Genomic DNA, 17,324 nt, shown 5'->3' with positions numbered 1-17,324 from the left:
GCGTCCTCCCCCTTGGCATTTTTTGCGCAGGGGCCGGGGACGCCGGCGCGTCAGTGGGCGCCGCCGTCGGCCTCCAGCCCCAGCCGGTCGAACAGCCGCCGGTCGGCCTCATGCTCCGGATTGCCGGTGGTCAGCAGCTTGTCCCCATAGAAGATGGAGTTCGCGCCCGCGTAGAAACAGAGCGCCTGTCCCTCGTCGCTGAGCGAGCGGCGCCCCGCCGACAGGCGGACGTAGGAGCGCGGCATCAGGATGCGGGCCACCGCGATGGTGCGGATGAACTCGAAGGCGTCCAGCGGGTCGACGCCGCCCAGCGGGGTGCCCGCGACCGACACCAGCTTGTTGATCGGCACGCTTTCCGGCTGCGGCGACAGGTTCGCCAGCGTCTCCAGCAGGCCGGCGCGGTCCACTCGGCTTTCCCCCAGCCCGACGATGCCGCCGGAGCAGACCTTCAGCCCGGCGTCGCGGACATTGGCCAGCGTGTCCAGCCGGTCGCGGTAGCTGTGGGTGGAGACGATCCGCTCGTAGAACTCCTCCGACGTGTCGAGGTTGTGGTTGTAGTAGTCGAGCCCCGCGTCCTTCAGCGCGTCGGCCTGCGGGCGGGTCAGCATGCCCAGCGTCATGCAGGCCTCCAGCCCCAGATCCTTCACGTCGCGGACGATGTTGGCGAGCTTCTCGACGTCGCGGTCCTTCAACTCGCGCCACGCCGCGCCCATGCAGAAGCGCCCGGCGCCCGCCTGTTTGGCCTTCTCGGCGGCGGCGCGCACCTGGGCGCGGTCCAGCAGCTTTTCGGCCTCGACGCCGGTGTCGTACTTCACGCTCTGCGCGCAGTACTTGCAGTCCTCCTGGCAGCCGCCGGTCTTGATGTTCAGCAGGGTGGAGAGCTGGACCTTGTTCGGGTCGTGGTGCTGGCGGTGCGTCTCGTGGGCGCGGTGCAGCAGCTCCATGAAGGGCAGCTCGAACAGGGCCAGGATGTCGTCGCGGGTCCAGCGCCGGGCGGTGGTGGCGGCGGTGGTCGTGGAATCCGCGGTCTGCATGGCGGTGTCGGGCATGGTCGGTCCTCGGGAAAAACGAATCAGAGAAGGGTATCGGCGGCGTCGCGGATCGCGGCGTAGGCGTGGTCCAGCTGCCCGTCCGTCACGCAGTAGGGCGGCAGCAGGTATATCACGGGGCCGAGCGGGCGCAGCAGCAATCCCCGCTCCAGGAAGAAGCGCTTCAGCGTCTGCCCGACCACAGCGGTGTAGCCCTGCGCGTCGGTCACCTCGATGGCGGCGATGGTGCCCATGACGCGCCCGCGCGACAGTTTGGGGTGGTTGGACAGGTCGGCGATGGCGGCGCGGTGCCGTGCCTCGATGCGCGCGAGGTTCGCGGCGGTCTCCGCCGAGGTCGTCAGCTCCAGCGAGGCCAGGGCGGCGGCGCAGCCCAGCGGGTTGGCGGTGAAGCTGTGGCCGTGGGCGAAGGCCCGGTCGAAGCCGGCGCCGAGGAACGCCTCGTAGATCGAAGCGCCGCAGGCGGTGACCGACAGCGGCAGGAAACCGCCGGTCAGCCCCTTGGACAGGCAGATCAGGTCCGGCGCGACCCCGGCCTTCGCGCTGGCGAACAGGGCGCCGGTGCGGCCGAAGCCGGTCATCACCTCGTCGAAGATCACCAGACCGCCCGCCGCCCGCACCCGCGCCGCCATGGCCCTCAGGAACTCCGGACGGCAGAAGCGCATGCCCGACGCGCCCTGGACCAGCGGTTCGATGATGACGGCGACCATCTCCGCTCCGTTGGCGGCCAGCCAGCGGTCGAGCCACTCCAGCGCCGCGGCCTCCTTCGCCTCGACCTCCGGGTCGTCGTCCCAGGTGGTGGGGTAGGGCATGCGGTCCACGGCGAAGAGCAGATCGTGGAACGGCTCGTAGAAGCCGGAACCGACCCCCGCCGCCATGGCCCCGAAGGTGTCGCCGTGGTAGCTGCCCTCGAAGGCCAGGAAGCGGCGGCGTTGGCCCTCGCCCTTGTTGCGCCAGTACTGCCAGGCGAGTTTCAGCGCCACCTCCACCGCGGTCGAGCCGTTGTCGGAGTAGAAGACGCGGTCGAGGTCGCCCGGCAGCACCTCGGCCAGCCGCGTGGCGAGGCGGGCGGCGGGGGCGTGGGTGAAGTCGGCGAAGATCACCTGCTCCAGCCTGTGGGCCTGCTCCGCGATGGCTCCGGCGATGGCCGGGTGAGCGTGGCCGTGCAGGTTCACCCACCACGAGGAGATGAGGTCGAGGATCTCCCGCCCGTCCTCGGTGAACAGGCTGACTCCCTTGCCGTGGGTGACGGCCAGCGGCTCCGGCGCGGTCTGCGCCTGGGTGAAGGGGTGCCAGACGTGGCGCCGGTCAAGAGCAATGGTGTCGGTCATGGGAACACGGTTTCGAAGGAGGGGATGAGCGCCGCCGCCTCGGCGACGGCTTCGGGATCGATGCGGTCGAGCGTGGGGATCTCGGCCAGCACGCGGACCTTGCCGAACCGCTCGATGGCGGCGCGGTTGCCGGGGTTGGGCGGGCCGTTCAGCACCACCCCGGCCACCGCCAGCCCGCGCGCCCGCAGCGCCTCCAGGCTGAGCAGCGTGTGGTTGATGGTGCCGAGCGTGCTGCGCGCCACCAGCACCACCGGCAGGCCGAAGCGGGCGATCAGGTCGATGATGAAGACGTCCTCTGTCACCGGCACCATCAGCCCGCCGGCCCCCTCCACCACCAGCGGGCGGTCGGTGCCGGGCAGGGCCAGGGTGTCGGCGTCGATGGCGACGCCTTCCAGTTCCGCCGCGGCGTGGGGGGACAACGGCTCGGCCAGGGCGTAGGCCGGCGGATGCACGCGCTCCGGCGGCAGGGCGGCGAGGGTGGCGACGGCGGGCGTGTCGCCGGCCTCGTCTTTCAGGCCGGTTTGCAGCGGCTTCCAATAGGCGGCGTCCCAGGCCCGCGCGAGCACGGCGGAGACCAGCGTCTTGCCGACGCCGGTGTCGGTGCCGGTGACGAACACCCCGTTCGGACGGGCGCCGTCCTTGCGGAACAGGCCGTAGGCGATGTGATGGGTCATGGTCAGTCCTCCCGGCCGTTCCAGCCGGCGCAGCACGCGGCGCAGGGCGCCCGGCGGCAGGGGGCGGCGGCCCTCCGCCGCCAGATGGGCGCCGATGCCCTTCAGTTCGGCCAGGAACTCCAGCCCGTCGGCGTGACGGCGGAGCAGCCGTTCCTCCTCCATCGATCCTGTCCCGCCGGCGGGCCACAGCCGGTCGAGGGCGTGGCGGGTGGGGTAGGCGGGCATCCCGGCTTCCAGCCCCAGCGCGTGGTGGGCCTCCCTCCATTCCCGGAAGCTGTCGGCGGCGAGCGTGGCGACCGCAATGCGCCCGCCCGGCGCCAGCAGCCCGGCCCAGCGCGCCAGGGCGGTGGGGGGGGCGCGGAACCACTGCAGGGCGAGGCTGGAGACGATCAGGTCGAAGGGGCCGTCGAGGTCCGGCTGTTCCCCGTCCACGATCCGGAACTCGGAATCGGTCGGATCGCCCAACGCGGCGCGGCAGCGCGCCAGCATGTCCGGCGACAGGTCGGTGAACAGCCACTCCGCCGGGCCGATCCGCTCGCGCAGGGCACGGCTGAGGAAGCCGGTGCCGCAGCCGATCTCCAGCACGCGCGGGCGGTGCGGCAGGGGCAGGCGGGCCACGCGCTCCGCCAGACGCTCCGCCGCGATGCGCTGCACGGCGGCGTGCTCCTCGTAGCGGGAGGCGGCCTTGCCGAAGGCGGCGGCGATGGCGGCCTTGCGCGGATCGGCGGTCATTCTGACAGCCCGGTGGCGAAGGCGGCGATCCGCTCCGCGCACCAGCCCGGCGCGGTCAGCGGCAGCAGATGCCCGCCGTCCTGGTGCCACTCGACCGAAACCCCATGGTATCCGCGATTCCCTCCCCCCTCTGGGGAGAGGGTTAGGGTGAGGGGGTTGCGCAATGCCTGATCGTCCGGTTCCCCGAGAACCCCCTCACCCGGCGCCTTCGGCGCCACCCTCTCCCCAGGGGGGAGAGGATTAGGATTGCCGCGAAACGCCTGTTCGGTCATGGCCGGCGGGACGATGGGGTCCTGCGCTCCCGCCAGGGCCAGTGCCGGCCCGGTGAGCGCAGCGCGGGCGTCCCAGTCGCGCAGCGCCCACAGCGCCACACCCAGCCGGGCCGCATCCAGCCCGGCAGTCGGCGGAGCCTCGACGCCGCAACGGCGCAGGAAATCCGCGGTCACCGCCTCCGGCGCGGCGTCGAAGCGCGCGATCATGCGGTCCAGCAGCCGGCGCGGCGTGGCGGGGGCGAAGCCGTCGCCCTCGGTGAAGCGGGAGAAGCCGTTGACCAGCACCAGCCCGTCCCAGGGGAAGGGCCGCTCGTGCAGCAGCCACAGCCCCCCGAAGGAGTGGCCGACCGCGACGACGGGGCGCTTGGCGGGAAGCTCGGGAATCGACGGTGGGCCGTAGAAGCCCAGATCGACCGCCACGCTCTTCCCCTCCGGAAGGGCCTCCCGCACACCGTCCCAGACGCCGGGGCCGAATCCCCAGCCATGGACGAAGACGAACAGCGGCGCGGTCATGCCGGCGTCCAGGCGTCGGCCACCGCGTCCATCAGCGCCTCCAGATCGGCATCCGTGTGGGCGGCGGACAGGGCGAAGCGCAGGCGGCTGGTGCCCGGCGGCACGGTCGGCGGGCGGATGGCGATGCCCAGGATGCCGCGCTCCTCCAGCCGCCGGCTGAGCGCCAGCGCATCCTCCTCCGCTCCGGCGATGGCCGGGACGATCTGCGTGCTCGACCCCGCGGTGGCGATGCCCAGCCCGTGGAAGGCGGCGCGCAGCCGCTCGGCCACGGCCTGGAGCCGGGCGCGCTCGGCGTCGAGCGTCGGCACGAGGTCGAGCGCGGCGTCCATCGCCCCCAGCACGGCGGGCGGCAGGGCGGTGGCGTAGATCAGCCCGCCGCAGCGGTTCACCAGATAGTCGCAGAGCGCCTGCGACCCCGCCACATAGGCGCCGAAGCCGCCCAGCGCCTTGCTGAAGGTGCCCATGGCGAGGTCCACGCGCCCCTCGCCCAGCGCCGCCAGCCCCATCCCGCGCGGGCCGAGCACGCCGGTCGCGTGCGCCTCGTCGAGGAACAGGAAGGCGCCGTGCCGCTCCGCCAGCGCGGCCAGCGTCGGCACGTCGGCGCGGTCGCCGTCCATGCTGAAGACGCTTTCCGTCACGATGAAGCGCACCCCCGGCTCGCCCGCGTGCTGGGCCAGCAGGCTGTCCAGATGGTCGAGGTCGTTGTGGCGGAAGCGGATCTGCCGCACCCCGGCGGCGGCGCAGCCATGGTGCAGGCTGGCGTGGTTCAGCCGGTCGGTGAAGACCAGGGACTCCGCGCCCAGAAGCTCGCGGTCGAACAGGGCGGGCAGGACGGCGGCGTTGGCCTGCCAGCCGGAATTGAACAGAAGCGCCGCCTCCGTGCCCTTCAGCCGGGCGAGCTTCGCCTCGACCTCCGCGTGAAGCTCCAGCGTGCCGCAGACGAGGCGCGACGCCGTGGACCCGGCGCCCCAGCGCCGCGCCCAGTCGCCGGCGCGCTCCACCAGCAGGGGGTGGGAGGCGAGGCCGAGATAGTCGTTGCTGGAGAAATTCAGCAGCGTCCGCCCGCCGCGCCGGATGCGCCCCGCCCCTTCCGGGCGCACGGGCAGCAAGGTGCGGCGCGAATGGCGCTGGTCGAGGCGGTCGAGATGCTGGCGGAACAGCGGGTCGAGCAGGGACATGATGCGGGCGTGATAGCAGAGCGCGCCGCTGGGGCGAAAGGTCCGATTAGCACAGGTGCCCCGACGCTTCGGCGGCGGTAGACTGGCGTGGCCATGCCGCCCGATCCACAATTCCACGACCGCTCCGACACCCTGCCGCCCGAGCCCGGCGCTTATGTGCTGCTGATCGCGCTGGACCGGAACCTTACCCTTCGCCTGCCCGGCAAGCCGGAAAGCGTGCTGCCGCCGGGCCGCTACCTCTATTGCGGCAGCGCGCGGGGGCCGGGGGGCCTGCGGGCGCGGGTCGGGCGCCATTTCCGCCGGGACAAGCCGGAACGCTGGCACGTCGACCGGCTGACCGCGGCGGGCCGGATGCTGGGCGCCTGGATCGTTTCCGGGGGCGACGAATGCGCCCTGGTCGCGGCGCTGTCCGGCCTGCCCGTGCCGGTTCCCGGCTTCGGCAGCAGCGATTGCCGCCGCTGCGCCAGCCATCTGCTGCATTGGCCGGACGGGGCGCCGATTCCGCTGTCCAATACGCCTTTCTGAGGGTCCGGACGGGCTCCGGCGCGGGAATTGAGGCGAATTGCTTGGTTCGACCGCCATCCGGAGGTTATAGTCCCCCGTCATCGGGAGGCGGGCATGAAGACATTGACCCATAACCGCAGGGATGTCCTCCGGGCTTTCGGGGGTGCCTTCGGGGCCGGGGCCATGCTTCTGGCGGCGCCCCGGGCGTTCGGGCAATCGGCACCCTCGGCATCGCCCGCCCTTGGATCGCCCGACTTGGGCGTCGGCGTTCTCTATTGCGGCGACCGCGCGGATTTCGGCTTCAACCAGGCCCATGCGGAGGCCGCCCGCGCCCTGGTCGGGCTGCCCGGCCTGCGGCTGGAAGAGCGGGAGCACGCCGCCGGCACGCTGGCCGCCACGGCGGAGGAACTGGTCGGCCCCCAGGGCTGCCGGATCGTCATCGTCACCGCCGCGGGCGACGCCCTGCCGGGGCTTCTGGCCCAAGCCGACGCCCACCGCGACACGGTGTTCCTGTTTTCCGGCGCGCCGCTGGACCGAGACCGGTTGCCGGTCAACACCGGATTCTTCGAAGGCTATCTGGACGAGGCGCAGCACATCTCGGGCCTCGTCGCCGGCTACGCCAGCCGGGCCAAAACGATCGGCCTCGTCGCCTCCCACCCGGCGCCGGAGGTTCTGCGCTGCGTGAACGCCTTCGCGCTGGGCGCCCGGCGCGCCGATTCCGCCGCCGCGCTGCGCGTCGCCTTCGTCGGCGAGGCGGCGACACCGCGGCAGGTCGCGGAGGCCGCCCGCGCGCTGGCCGAGGGTGGGGCCGACGTGCTGGCCGCCCAGCTCGACGGGGCGCGCCCGGTCTGCGAGGTGGCGGAGGCGCACGGCATCCTGTGCTGCGGCCTGCACACCGACCTGTCGGCCTTCGCGCCGCAGGGCCTCCTGACCGGGGCCGAATGGGCCTGGGAGAAGGCCTACGCCGAGGCCGTCGCGCTGATCGCCGCGGGAAAGCCGTGGAAACATCTGCGCCAGGGTGGGTTCGACCAGGGCTTCGTCCGCAACACACCCTACGGACCGGCGGTGGGGGTGGAGGCGCGGGCCCACGCCGACGCGGCGCGGATGCAACTCGCCAACGGCAACGCCGCCGTCTTCCGCGGGCCGATCCAGGACAACACCGGACGGACGGTGGTCGCCAAAGGCAAGGCCCTGCGCGGCGGCGACTCGGAGCTTGGCCGCATGGTCTGGCTGGCCGACGGCGTCACCGAGGTCGGGCGCTGACCTCTAGGTCGCGCTTCGCTCCGTCCAGCCGCAGGCGGCCAGCGCGTCCCGCATGTGCGGCGGGGGTGGTGCGACGGCGGTGACCGGTTCACGGTCGAAGGCCATGGTGAAGGTGACCGACCGCGCCAGCAGATGCAGGTTTCCCGGCGGCACGCGCACCGGGCCGTAATAGGGCTCGCCCACCAGCGGGCAGCCGATGGCCGCGCTGTGGACGCGGAGCTGGTGGGTGCGCCCGGTTCGCGGCCTCAGCTCCAGCCATGCTTTTCCGTTGCCGGTTCCCAGCACACGGTACTGGGTGACGGCGGGCTGGCCGGTGGGGTGCGTCACGATGTTCCAGGCGCCGGGGATCAGCAGCTTCAGCAAAGGGTAGTCGATGACCCCCTCCGCTTCCTCCGGGATGCCCTCGCTGACCGCCCAGTAAGTCTTCTCGACATGGCCGGCGGCGAACATGTCGCCCAGCCGCTTCAACGCCCAGAGCGACCGTCCGAGCACGAGGCAGCCCGCCGTGTCGCGGTCCAGCCGGTGGGCCAGCCGCGGCGGCGTGCCGTCCTCCTCCGCCAGGAAGGGCAGGTAGAGGTCGAGATGGTCGGTGATCCGCCCGGCCTTGTGCACGGCCAGCCCGGCGGGCTTGTCGATGATGAAGACGTCCGCGTCCTCGTGCAGGACTCGGGCGCGCAGCGTGGCGGGGGTGAAGGTGGTACCGGCGTCGCTCATGGGCGCCACCCAAGCACGGCGCGGGGGGAGGGGCAAGCCCGCCGGCGGTTTCGCGCCACGGAACCACAACGGCGCACGGCCTGTTGCCCAACAAGCGGCGCCGTGGACACGTCTGGACCCACGCCGCCGTCTCGTGCTTGGGTGGCGCCCATCTTTACGGAATGACCAATCACCGTGGCGAAGGGATACGGGCGATGGGTGAACGCGACAATCTGCCGGCGCAGCAGCGGTCCACCCAGACCGAGGTGGATGACTTCCTGAGCCGTGTGGCGGCCCTTCCACGGGCAACGGGGGGACCGCGCGGGCGTCTGATGTTCGCCATGGACGCCACGGCCAGCCGCGAGCCGACCTGGGACCGCGCCTGCCAGATCCAGGGGGAGATGTTCCAGGCGACCTCCGCGCTCGGTGGCCTGGACATCCAGCTCGTCTATTACCGGGGGTTCCGCGAATGCCAGGCCAGCCCATGGGTCTGCAACGCGCAGGACCTGCTGCGGCGGATGACCGCGGTGTCCTGCATGGCCGGCCAGACCCAGATCGCCCGCGTGCTGGGGCACTGCATCAAGCAGACGCGGGACCGCAAGGTCAACGCGCTGGTCTTCGTCGGCGATTGCATGGAGGAGGACGTCGATCAACTCGCCCATCAGGCGGGCCAGTTAGGGCTGCTGGGCGTCCCGGTCTTCATTTTCCACGAGCGCGGGGATCTGATCGCCAAACGGGCCTTCCAGACCATCGCGCGGTTGAGCGGCGGCGCCTATTGCCCGTTCGACGGCTCGTCCGCCCAGCAATTGCGGGACCTGCTGAGCGCGGTCGCCGTCTACGCGGCGGGCGGCCGGGCGGCGCTGGAGCATTACAGCCGCGGGCGGGGCGACGCGGTTCGGCTGCTCACCAGCCAGCTTGGGAACGGTCAGGGGGGACGCGGGGACCAAAGCCATGCATCATAGGGTAGGATTCGGCTAGGGAAGGGGCGGAGCGGGATGTTTGGGTTTTTTCTCCTGGGCATCGCGCTGGTGGCCGGTCTCGCCATGCTGGCCCGCGTCTTCGTGTCCGCGGACCCGCACACGCTCGCCATGGCGGTGCGCTATGGCGGCATCGCGCTGGCGGCCGTGACGGTCGTGGTCCTGACCCTCACCGGACGGCTGGGCACCGCCATGATGCTGGGGGCGCTGGCCTTTCCGCTTCTGACGCGCTGGCGGACGCTGCGCGACGCTTTCCGCCCGTCGTCCTACGGGTCTTCTGCGGGTGGCGGGCAGACCTCGCAGATCGAGACCCTCTATCTGCGGATGACGCTGCAGCACGACACCGGCGCGATGGCGGGGGAGGTGCTGCACGGGCCGTGGCGCGGGCGGACGCTGGAGTCGCTGACCCTGGGGCAACTGCTGGCGCTGCTGGAGGATTGCCGGCGCGACGATCCGCAATCGGCCTCCGTTCTCGAAGCGTGGCTGGAGCGTGCCCATCCCGACTGGCAGACCGCCGAAGAACAATCCGCTGATGGTACGAACAATTCCGGTCCGAAGGACAGTGGCGGCGGTCGCGGAAGCGGTTCTATGACCCACGACGAAGCCTATGATATTTTGGGGTTGTCGCCCGGCGCCACACCCGAACAGGTAAAGGACGCCCACCGACGGCTGATGATGAAAGTGCACCCAGATCATGGGGGGTCCACCTATTTGGCGGCCAAGATCAACCAAGCGAAGGATTTGCTGCTGCGCAACTAACCTTTTGCCGGGTTACGGAAGGGGAGTTGCGTCACCGAATCGCCTGTGGCAGAAAGCTGGACGAGCGTTTTGCAAACCTGCGAATCGTCTCCATATTCGAAGTATTTCCGCAAGCAACCACAAGAGAACCCCAATGCGAAAGCCTGTGCGCAAGGTGGTGTTCCCCGTCGCCGGTCTCGGTACGCGCTTTCTGCCGGCCACCAAGGCGATTCCGAAGGAAATGCTGCCTTTGGTCGACCGGCCTCTGCTTCAGCATGCCGTGGAAGAGGCGCGGGCCGCCGGCATCGAGGATTTCGTGTTCGTCACGGGCCGCAGCAAGCGCGCCATCGAAGACCATTTCGACGCCGACACGGAACTGAACCGCACCCTTGAGGAGCGCGGCAAGCTGGACGCCCTCGAGGTGGTGCGCGACAGCGAGATCGCGCCGGGCCGCTGCTTCTACACGCGCCAGCAGGTTCCGCTGGGCCTCGGCCATGCGGTGTGGTGTGCGCGGGCGGTGATCGGCAACGACCCCTTCGCCATCGTCCTGCCCGACGATTTCGTCCAGGGCGACACCCCCTGCCTGAAGCAGATGGTGGACGCTTACAACGAGGTGGGCGGCAACGTCGTCGCCGTCGTGGACGTCCCGCGTGAGCGGACCAGCAGCTACGGCATCCTCGACGTCGAGAAGGACGACGGCCGTCTGGCCACCGTCCGCGGCCTCGTCGAAAAGCCGAAGCCGGAAGAGGCGCCCTCCACCCTGTCGATCATCGGCCGCTACATCCTGCAGCCGGAGGTGTTCGACCATCTGGAGAAGCAGCAGCGTGGTGCCGGCAACGAGATCCAGCTCACCGACGCGATGGCCAAGCTGATCGGCACCCAGCCCTTCCACGGCCTGCGCTTCGAAGGCACCCGCTACGACTGCGGCGACAAGGTCGGCTTCATCGAGGCCACGCTGGCCCACGCGCTGAAGCGTCCGGACATGGCGGACAAGGTCCGCGAGATGCTGCGCAAGTATTGCTGAAGCGGGCGGCCCGACCGCGGGAAGGGGCGCTGCCCTTTTCCCGCGGAGCGGGCGCTCGTCAGCGGCCGCCGGCGGCCCGGCGGGGAGGGCGTGCGGCTTCCTCCGGCGGGGCGGAGCGGCGGAAGGTGCTGAGTTCGGGGATGCGGTTCACCGACAGGCCGGCGACCCGGCAGGGCACCACCTCCAACACCTGGAATCCGGCCTTGCGCGGGTAGCGGGCGCTGACACGCTCGCGCACCTCCCGTTCCGTTTCGGCGGTCAGGAGACAGCGGCGGATGCCCACCCAGCCGCGCTGGCCCGTCATCACCGTGGCGTCGCTCGGCACATGACGCACCGCGGCCTCCCAGAACCGGCCCGGACGGGGCTCGGAGCGGTCGAACACGTGGTAGCGCACGATCGGTGCCGCCTGTCTGGCATCAAGCTCGTTCAGGGCGGCCTGCATGTCCTGCTCCGCCTTCAGGGCGCGTTTCTCGGCCTCGGCGTGCTTCTGGGTGACCTGGGAATAGGCGGTGGCGATGTCCTCCACGTCCTTCCCAACCTCCTCCATCTTCTCGCGGATGCGCAGCTGGGCCTGCCGCAGAGCTTCCAATTGCCGCCGCCAGTAGCGGTTGGACAGCACCGTCAGCACCATCAGCCCAAGGCTGAGATAGAGCATCATCCCGGTCATGCCGACGCTCCTTCCGCATCGGGGGCGGGCGCCTGGGCGAGCGGGACGACCATGGTCGGCAGGACGCCGTTCTTCACCGTGAAGGCGACGCGCGCCATCGCCGCCGCCTGATCGACGGAGTAGGTCCAGACATGGCCGACGTTCGAGTAGCTCCAGATCTGGCGGGCGAAGATCACGTCGCGTCGTTCGATGGACGGGAATTCGTCCTGCACGGCCAGCCGGACCCAGAAACAGCCGGCCTCCTCGCCGTCGCCCAGCTCATGGACGAACTCCACCTTGGTGAGTTCCAGCGCCCTGATTTCGGACAGTGCCTTCTGCCGGCGTCCGGTGCATTCGGTGTAGCGGGCCTGGAAGGCGGTCATCTCCTCCTGCCGCTGTTCCAGCTTGCGGGTCCATTCGCCCAGCGCCGTCTTCTTCCGGTCGTGCTGGCGCATCATGATGGTCTGGCGCGCCTTCTCCGACGTGATCTGCCCGACGTCGATGACGATGGACAGGCCGAGCGCCGCGGCGCTGGTGACCAGCAGAAGCATGCCCAGGAACTCGGCCGATAAAACCATTGGTGTACCTTATGGTTGCGGCGGAAGCTTCGCGTTGTCTTCATTGAGGACCGGGTTTCACGGCTTGGCATTGCGGTATTCCGTCGCACGGCCCGACGGATGCAGACAGGAATATGTCCCGCGGTTGCAACAACCGGTCGATCAGCCTGAATTCCATTGATCTTTTCTGACCCATGCGCAAGCGTTCGGCCACAATGTCGCAGTGCTTGGACACAGTCCTGAAATGTTGTGCACCTCCGGTCACAGGACTGACATTTCCACATCTCAAGGGGAGGCCCCATGCTGGACCTGATGACTCGCAGCGACGAGGCGCTGGACACCATCCGCCGCACTTTTCCGGTGGCGCTCGGCGACTACGCGATGCCCGCCGGAGGCACCGGCCTGGTGATCATCGACGAGGTGAAGGGGTTTGCCGCCGTCGGTTGCGGCCCGCTCGCCCCTGCGGCACCGAACGCCCAGGTCGACCGTATGATCGCCGAGACGGACCGTCTGGCCCGCCGCTTCGCCGGGGCCGGCTGGCCGATCTGCGTCTCGCTGGACCGCCACGCCCCGGACAGGCCGGAGCCGCCCTATCCCCCGCACTGCCTGGCCGGCACCGGCCATGACGAGCTGGTGTCCGAACTGGCCTGGCTCGAGTCGGAGCCGTCGGCGACCCTGATCGCCAAGGACTGCATCAATTTCTTCATCGGCGCGACGGAACTGGGCGCGGATGGCAAGGCCGGGCGCAACCGGCTGGTGGACTGGGTGAACGGCAACCGGCTGGTGTCGGTCGTCACCGTCGGCATCTGCACCGACGTGTGCGTGATGGATTTCGTCCTGACCCTGCTGTCCGCGCGCAACCACGGCATGATGCCGACGCTGAAGGACGTGGTGGTCTACGAGCCGGGCTGCGCCACCTACGACCTGCCGGCGGAAACGGCGCGGGACCTCGGCCTTCCGGAGACGGCGGCCCACCCGCAGGAGCTGGCGCACCACATGGGCCTCTACATGATGGCGTCGCGCGGTGCGCTGCTGGCCGACACGCTGCGCTGAGGCGAGGCAAATCAGGGCTTTCGCTTTTTCCAGGCGGCTCTGGTAACATCCCAGCGTGGCAAGGGTCCCGATCGTTCAACCGGCGTGCGATGCCGGCGGAAACGGCTGGACGGCGCGGAGACGTCGCACGTGGAAGAGCGATATCTGAGGGCGATCCGCAACGCGCTGGTCAAGCATCAGCAATGGCTGACGCGTGACCCCAGCATGAAGGGCCGTTGCGCCGACCTCAGCTTCCACAACCTGTCGGGCCTGGGGCTTCGCCGCATCAACCTCAGCGGCGCGAAGCTCAGCGGGGCGAACCTGCACAGCGCCCGGCTGTCGGGGGCCGTTCTGTCGCGCACCGACCTGTTCGGCGCCGATCTGTCCAAGGCCGACCTCACCGGCGCGTCGCTGGAAGGCGCCGACCTGCGCGGCGCGCGGGTGGAGGGCGCCATGATGGAGGAGGCCAATCTGCGCGGCGCCGACCTGCGCAAGGGCATGATGCTGGGGGCGGACGAACGCAAGCCGGCGGGCAACGCCGACGGCAGCACCACCTTCATCGGGTCCAAGATGGCCCGCGCCATCCTGTCCGACGCGCGTCTGGCACAGTGCGACTTTTCCGGCTGCGATCTTTGCGGCGCGACCTTTTCCGGCAGCGACATGACCGGAACGATCCTGATCGGCGCCAATCTGATCGGCGCGGTGATGGAGCGGGTGGAGATGCAGGGCGCCCTGCTGTGCGGCGCCCGGCTGGACGACGAATTGCGCCAGACGCTGGAGCGGCGCGGCATCGACGTCGACGGCACCGGGCTGGTCAGCCTCGCCGGGCGGATGGCCGACAGCATTTCCGCGCACCAGCTCTGGGTCGAGCGCAACGCCGCCGCCGGCCTGCGGCTGGAGATGCAGCGCGTCGACCTGCGCGGCTACAACTTTGCCAACCAACTGCTGGCCGGCAGCGTGATGCGCTTCTGCGGGCTGCGCGGGGCGGACTTTTCCGGGGCGAAGCTGGTCATGGCGGATCTGTCCTACTGCGACCTGCGCGAGGCGGACTTCACCAGCGCCGACCTGTCCGGCTGCAACCTGCGCGGCGCCAATCTGGCGGGGGCCAAGCTGTGGCGGGCGCGGCTGCGCCCAGTGGATCTGGCCGGGGACGGCAGCCGCCTGTGGCCGACCAACCTCGCCGAGGCCAGCCTGACCGGCGCCGATCTGCGCGACACCAGCCTCGCCCGCGCGATCCTGCACGGCACCGACCTGACGCGCATCCGCGCCACCACGGAGACCCTGCGCGGCGCCGATCTGAGCTTCGCCGTCGGGGTCGAGCCGCAATACGCTTGAGAGAGTGCTTACGAGGCGTCGAGCACCCGGATGCGGCCCTGGATGATGGCCTCGCGCGCCTCCTCCAGCCGGTCGCGCATGACGGTGCTGACCAGCGCGCGGTTGTTGTCGTCCAGCGCGTAATCGACGCCGCGCTCGGCCAGCCCCAGGGCGCGCGAACCGGGTGTCCAGGCGCCGCCGCGTCCCTCCCCGAAGGCGCGCTCCACCGCCAGATCCACCCGTTTCAGCATCGAGGTCAGGATGGTGCCGGGGTAGAGGTGGTTCTGGTTGCTGTCCACCCCGATGGCGAGGCGCCCGCCATCCTTGGCCGCCGCGAAAATGCCGAAGTTGGATACGCCGGCCCCGGCGAACACCACATCGGCGCCGCGCTGGAACTGGGCTTTGGCCACCTCCGTTCCGGTGGTGGGGTCGTTGAAGGCGGCGGGGGTGGTGCCGACGAAATTGACCAGCAGGCCAATGTCCGGGCGGGCGTGGCGAGCGCCCTGCTGGAAGCCGGCAATGAATTTGCGGATCAGCGGGATGTCCAGCGCCCCGATGAAGCCGACGGTGCCCGTCCGCGAGGCCATGGCCGCCAGCATGCCGACGAGGAAGGACCCCTCCTGCTCCTTGAAGGTCACGGACTGGACGTTCGGCGCCTCCACCACCCCATCGACCAGGGTAAAGCGGACGGCGGGGTGCCTCGGCGCGAGGCTGGCCAGCGGGGCGGCGTAGTAGAAGCCGATCATCGCGAGGTCGGTCACGCCGCGGCGCAGCAGGGCGGCCACCGCCTGGTCGAATTGCGCCGTGCTGGCGGGCAGATAATCGCGGTAGGCGATCCCGGTGGCGTCCTTGAACCGCTCCGCCCCGGTGAAGGCGCCCTCGTTGAAGCTCTTGTCGAATTTCTGCCCCACCGCGTAGAGCAGCCCCGGCGCGAAGTCCTGCGCCCGCACCGGACAGGCGAGCGTGGCGAGGCCGGCGGCGCCCAGCGCCAGGACGGAGCGGCGGGACGGGTGGGTCGTCATCGGGCGGGCTTTTCCGAAAAGGAAGGGCAAGCGCAGTCTAGACGGGAAAGGCTCATTGACGCATAGGTCAATTAAATGACGCATGCGTCTGGACGGCGTACCGGGGATGTGTGGTAGCATCGTCGACAACGGACCGGCTGCGGCGGCCAGTTGCGGCGGCCAGCTCCGGCGGAAAAACCATGGGGAGGGAAGCGATATGACGGACGCGCGCACGCTGAAGGGCAAGACCCTGTTCATCACCGGCGCCAGCCGCGGCATCGGCAAGGCGATCGCGCTGCGCGCCGCCCGCGACGGCGCCAACGTCGTCATCGCCGCCAAGACGTCGGAGCCGCACCCAAAGCTGCCCGGCACCATCTTCTCCGCCGCGGAGGAGGTCGAGGCCACCGGTGGCAAGGCGCTGCCGATCCTCTGCGACATCCGCGACGACGCCCAGGTGGCCGAGGCGGTGGCCCGCACGGTGGAGGCGTTCGGCGGCATCGACATCCTGGTCAACAACGCCAGCGCGATCAGCCTGACCGGCACGCTGGACACCCCGCTGAAGCGCTGGGACCTGATGATGGGGGTCAACGGGCGGGGCACCTTCGCTTGCTCCCAGGCCTGCCTGCCGCATCTGCTGAAGGCTTCGAACCCGCACATCCTGACCCTGTCGCCGCCGCTGAACCTCAATCCGCGCTGGTTCCAGCATCACACCGCCTACACCATCGCCAAATACGCGATGAGCCTGTGCACGCTGGGCATGAGCGCGGAATTCCGCGGCAAGGTCGGGGTGAATTCCCTGTGGCCGCGCACGATCATCGGCACGGCGGCCATCGCCATGCTGAAGGGCGCCGCCGAGTTCGACAACTGCCGCAAGCCGGAGATCCTGGCCGACGCCGCGCACGCCATCCTGACCCGCGACGCCAGGACCTGCACCGGCCATTTCTTCATCGACGACGAGGTGCTGGCGGAGGAGGGCGTCACCGATCTGGAGCCCTACGCGGTCAAGCCGGGCGCCCCGCTGGCGCCGGACATCTTCCTGGATTGAGGGCGGTCCGAGGGAGCTGTGAAACGCTGCGGGGTGGCGATGCGAAGGCTACCCCTTTTGCGCCCTTCTCTTGCGCCCGTGAACGCGCTTGGTGCAGGGCAGCGTTCCCACGATATCACAAGCATCGGCCGCCAGATTCAGTTACACTACGGTTTGTTTGCTCCCCAAATCGAAAGGGACCCTTTTCGCCGATCGGCTGATCCCCGGCTTATCCGCCAACCGGCAAGTGTCCGCACGTCCCTTTCCAGCTTGTTTTCATACACCGTCCGGTTGGGGCGGAGCGGATGCTCGAACAGCGTCAAACACTGAGCTTGTCCCAGAACAATCGGTTCATTCCGGAGCTCTTATGACCATCGAGCTGCACACCTTTACCGTCACCCTGAATCAGTCGGAAGCAACAGCGTACAAGAGCTTGGCCGAGCATCGGGCCTGGGTCCGCACCGCAGTGTCCGACCTGTCGGAGGTGCTGCGCACCGCCGGCATGGGCGCGGAGGCCCGCCTGCGCGGGCACGACCGCTGCGGTCACCTCGTCGTCGAGGCGACCGACACGGGTGTCAACTTCCTGCGCACCCTGCCGGCCATCGTCAGCGTGGAGGTCCACTGACCGGCGAAGCGCAACAGTCTACGGACAGTTCAAAAGGGGCCGGAGCGGCAACGCTCCGGCCCTTCTGCGTCCAGGGCTATCGCAGTTGAGATCTCCTCTCCCCGCTGGGGAGAGGGTGAGCTATGCTGGAATCTGGGTGATGACGGTCTGAGGAGGGCGGCGTATCGAGGTGGGTGACCA

Annotated in this window: 18 protein-coding genes; 9 read left to right on the top strand and 9 right to left on the bottom strand. The window is 69.9% G+C overall.

The features are described from left to right. Nucleotides 1-50: 50 nt before the first annotated feature. From bioB to bioF, 5 genes are read right to left on the bottom strand one after another with little or no spacing between them, the layout of a single operon-like run. Nucleotides 51-1,049, bottom strand: coding sequence for a biotin synthase BioB (gene bioB / locus JJL56_RS27645; RefSeq protein WP_145628179.1), 999 nt, complete (start codon nt 1,047-1,049; stop codon nt 51-53). Between the two features lie 23 nt (nt 1,050-1,072). After that, nucleotides 1,073-2,377 (bottom strand): adenosylmethionine--8-amino-7-oxononanoate transaminase, encoded by a 1,305-nt coding sequence (gene bioA / locus JJL56_RS27640; RefSeq protein ID WP_200487038.1) that lies wholly within the window; start codon nt 2,375-2,377, stop codon nt 1,073-1,075. Beyond that, nucleotides 2,374-3,783 (bottom strand): dethiobiotin synthase, encoded by a 1,410-nt coding sequence (gene bioD / locus JJL56_RS27635; RefSeq protein WP_200487037.1) that lies wholly within the window; start codon nt 3,781-3,783, stop codon nt 2,374-2,376. The genes bioA and bioD overlap by 4 nt, the downstream gene beginning before the upstream one ends. Beyond that, nucleotides 3,780-4,568, bottom strand: coding sequence for an alpha/beta fold hydrolase (locus JJL56_RS27630; protein WP_200487036.1), 789 nt, complete (start codon nt 4,566-4,568; stop codon nt 3,780-3,782). Before JJL56_RS27630 ends, bioD begins: the two co-directional genes overlap by 4 nt. Further along, complete coding sequence (bioF, locus tag JJL56_RS27625; RefSeq protein ID WP_200487035.1) at nt 4,565-5,746, bottom strand: 8-amino-7-oxononanoate synthase; 1,182 nt, start codon at nt 5,744-5,746, stop codon at nt 4,565-4,567. Before bioF ends, JJL56_RS27630 begins: the two co-directional genes overlap by 4 nt. Nucleotides 5,747-5,839: 93 nt before the next feature. Between bioF and JJL56_RS27620 the strand changes: the two genes are divergently transcribed. Further along, nucleotides 5,840-6,271, top strand: a complete 432-nt coding sequence (locus JJL56_RS27620; RefSeq protein WP_211111994.1) for a GIY-YIG nuclease family protein — start codon at nt 5,840-5,842, stop codon at nt 6,269-6,271. A 234-nt stretch (nt 6,272-6,505) separates the two neighbouring features. Next, nucleotides 6,506-7,513, top strand: a complete 1,008-nt coding sequence (locus JJL56_RS27615) for a BMP family ABC transporter substrate-binding protein (RefSeq protein WP_247889608.1) — start codon at nt 6,506-6,508, stop codon at nt 7,511-7,513. 3 nt (nt 7,514-7,516) lie between these two features. Here JJL56_RS27615 and JJL56_RS27610 read toward each other — a convergent pair whose 3' ends face one another. Then, complete coding sequence (locus tag JJL56_RS27610) at nt 7,517-8,227, bottom strand: RluA family pseudouridine synthase (RefSeq protein WP_145628193.1); 711 nt, start codon at nt 8,225-8,227, stop codon at nt 7,517-7,519. Nucleotides 8,228-8,421: 194 nt separating this feature from the next. Between JJL56_RS27610 and JJL56_RS27605 the strand changes: the two genes are divergently transcribed. The 3 genes from JJL56_RS27605 to galU all read left to right on the top strand — a co-directional run bounded on the left by JJL56_RS27605 (nt 8,422) and on the right by galU (nt 10,945). After that, complete coding sequence (locus JJL56_RS27605) at nt 8,422-9,168, top strand: VWA domain-containing protein (protein WP_145628195.1); 747 nt, start codon at nt 8,422-8,424, stop codon at nt 9,166-9,168. Between the two features lie 33 nt (nt 9,169-9,201). Continuing rightward, nucleotides 9,202-9,942: a DnaJ domain-containing protein gene (locus JJL56_RS27600; RefSeq protein WP_200487033.1), complete on the top strand. Its 741-nt coding sequence runs from the start codon at nt 9,202-9,204 to the stop codon at nt 9,940-9,942. A 133-nt stretch (nt 9,943-10,075) separates the two neighbouring features. Next, entirely contained in the window at nt 10,076-10,945 is an 870-nt protein-coding gene (galU, locus tag JJL56_RS27595) for a UTP--glucose-1-phosphate uridylyltransferase GalU (RefSeq protein WP_145628206.1), read from the top strand. A gap of 58 nt (nt 10,946-11,003) precedes the next feature. Here galU and JJL56_RS27590 read toward each other — a convergent pair whose 3' ends face one another. Next, complete coding sequence (locus JJL56_RS27590) at nt 11,004-11,612, bottom strand: hypothetical protein (RefSeq protein WP_145628208.1); 609 nt, start codon at nt 11,610-11,612, stop codon at nt 11,004-11,006. Further along, entirely contained in the window at nt 11,609-12,169 is a 561-nt protein-coding gene (locus tag JJL56_RS27585; RefSeq protein WP_200487032.1) for a hypothetical protein, read from the bottom strand. The genes JJL56_RS27590 and JJL56_RS27585 overlap by 4 nt, the downstream gene beginning before the upstream one ends. Before the next feature lie 279 nt (nt 12,170-12,448). On the opposite strand from JJL56_RS27585, the gene JJL56_RS27580 reads away from it, so the two are divergent. Both JJL56_RS27580 and JJL56_RS27575 read left to right on the top strand, forming a co-directional pair. Further along, nucleotides 12,449-13,201 carry an isochorismatase family protein gene (locus JJL56_RS27580; protein WP_200487031.1) on the top strand — a complete coding sequence of 251 codons (753 nt, stop codon included), beginning with the start codon at nt 12,449-12,451 and terminating at the stop codon, nt 13,199-13,201. Between the two features lie 129 nt (nt 13,202-13,330). Continuing rightward, nucleotides 13,331-14,515 carry a pentapeptide repeat-containing protein gene (locus JJL56_RS27575; RefSeq protein ID WP_145628216.1) on the top strand — a complete coding sequence of 395 codons (1,185 nt, stop codon included), beginning with the start codon at nt 13,331-13,333 and terminating at the stop codon, nt 14,513-14,515. A gap of 8 nt (nt 14,516-14,523) precedes the next feature. On the opposite strand, the gene JJL56_RS27570 is transcribed toward JJL56_RS27575, so the two are convergent. Continuing rightward, on the bottom strand, nt 14,524-15,516 hold the full coding sequence (locus tag JJL56_RS27570) for a BMP family lipoprotein (protein WP_200487030.1): 993 nt from the start codon (nt 15,514-15,516) through the stop codon (nt 14,524-14,526). Nucleotides 15,517-15,712: 196 nt separating this feature from the next. On the opposite strand from JJL56_RS27570, the gene JJL56_RS27565 reads away from it, so the two are divergent. Together JJL56_RS27565 and JJL56_RS27560 are read left to right on the top strand one after the other, a co-directional pair. Then, entirely contained in the window at nt 15,713-16,540 is an 828-nt protein-coding gene (locus JJL56_RS27565; protein ID WP_200487029.1) for an SDR family oxidoreductase, read from the top strand. Between the two features lie 346 nt (nt 16,541-16,886). Then, nucleotides 16,887-17,144, top strand: coding sequence for a hypothetical protein (locus tag JJL56_RS27560; RefSeq protein ID WP_145628223.1), 258 nt, complete (start codon nt 16,887-16,889; stop codon nt 17,142-17,144). Nucleotides 17,145-17,324 lie beyond the last annotated feature (180 nt).

Origin of the sequence: Azospirillum aestuarii (genome assembly GCF_016632405.1) — a bacterium.
GTDB classification, from domain to species: domain Bacteria; phylum Pseudomonadota; class Alphaproteobacteria; order Azospirillales; family Azospirillaceae; genus Azospirillum; species Azospirillum aestuarii.
The sequence above is the reverse complement of the archived record's forward strand: the minus strand, read 5'-3'. Positions and strand labels throughout refer to the sequence as shown.

Coding starts and splice junctions, on each gene's coding strand:
- JJL56_RS27580 (WP_200487031.1), top strand. CDS start 12,449: ATGCTGGACCTGATGACTCGCAGCGACGAGGCGCTGGACACCATCCGC.
- JJL56_RS27565 (WP_200487029.1), top strand. CDS start 15,713: ATGACGGACGCGCGCACGCTGAAGGGCAAGACCCTGTTCATCACCGGC.
- JJL56_RS27570 (WP_200487030.1), bottom strand. CDS start 15,516: ATGACGACCCACCCGTCCCGCCGCTCCGTCCTGGCGCTGGGCGCCGCC.
- bioD (WP_200487037.1), bottom strand. CDS start 3,783: ATGACCGCCGATCCGCGCAAGGCCGCCATCGCCGCCGCCTTCGGCAAG.
- bioF (WP_200487035.1), bottom strand. CDS start 5,746: ATGTCCCTGCTCGACCCGCTGTTCCGCCAGCATCTCGACCGCCTCGAC.
- JJL56_RS27630 (WP_200487036.1), bottom strand. CDS start 4,568: ATGACCGCGCCGCTGTTCGTCTTCGTCCATGGCTGGGGATTCGGCCCC.
- JJL56_RS27585 (WP_200487032.1), bottom strand. CDS start 12,169: ATGGTTTTATCGGCCGAGTTCCTGGGCATGCTTCTGCTGGTCACCAGC.
- JJL56_RS27560 (WP_145628223.1), top strand. CDS start 16,887: ATGACCATCGAGCTGCACACCTTTACCGTCACCCTGAATCAGTCGGAA.
- bioB (WP_145628179.1), bottom strand. CDS start 1,049: ATGCCCGACACCGCCATGCAGACCGCGGATTCCACGACCACCGCCGCC.
- JJL56_RS27600 (WP_200487033.1), top strand. CDS start 9,202: ATGTTTGGGTTTTTTCTCCTGGGCATCGCGCTGGTGGCCGGTCTCGCC.
- JJL56_RS27605 (WP_145628195.1), top strand. CDS start 8,422: ATGGGTGAACGCGACAATCTGCCGGCGCAGCAGCGGTCCACCCAGACC.
- JJL56_RS27610 (WP_145628193.1), bottom strand. CDS start 8,227: ATGAGCGACGCCGGTACCACCTTCACCCCCGCCACGCTGCGCGCCCGA.
- bioA (WP_200487038.1), bottom strand. CDS start 2,377: ATGACCGACACCATTGCTCTTGACCGGCGCCACGTCTGGCACCCCTTC.
- galU (WP_145628206.1), top strand. CDS start 10,076: ATGCGAAAGCCTGTGCGCAAGGTGGTGTTCCCCGTCGCCGGTCTCGGT.
- JJL56_RS27590 (WP_145628208.1), bottom strand. CDS start 11,612: ATGACCGGGATGATGCTCTATCTCAGCCTTGGGCTGATGGTGCTGACG.
- JJL56_RS27620 (WP_211111994.1), top strand. CDS start 5,840: ATGCCGCCCGATCCACAATTCCACGACCGCTCCGACACCCTGCCGCCC.